The organism is Lacinutrix cladophorae (assembly GCF_053604645.1).
Genome location: NZ_JBSHNR010000021.1, coordinates 1 through 283, shown reverse-complemented (window position 1 = coordinate 283; position 283 = coordinate 1). Strand labels below are relative to the sequence as shown.

The 283-nt window shown below is 39.2% G+C and carries 1 protein-coding gene; it reads right to left on the bottom strand.

The features are described from left to right. The coding region (locus ACVC3Y_RS00085) for an SdrD B-like domain-containing protein (protein ID WP_452225711.1) at positions 1-283 on the bottom strand (283 nt) is incomplete at both ends.

Here is a 283-nt window from a genome sequence, read left to right as displayed (position 1 = left end):
TCCTGTTGTTAAAGTATCTGTAATATCTGCTGGTAATGTTGTTTCATCAACATCTACTTCTGCATCTCCTAATGGTACATTGTTTAATGACCATGTTCCATCCGTTCCTGTTGTTACTGTGGTTACTGTTCCATCCACATCGGTAATTACAACTTCTACTCCTTCTATTCCTTCTTCTCCTGGATCTTGTATTCCATCGCCGTTAAGATCTTCGAATACAACTCCTGTTAATTCTGCAGTTATTGGTTCATAACCGTCATCGGTTGTTGCTGTTTCAACTCCT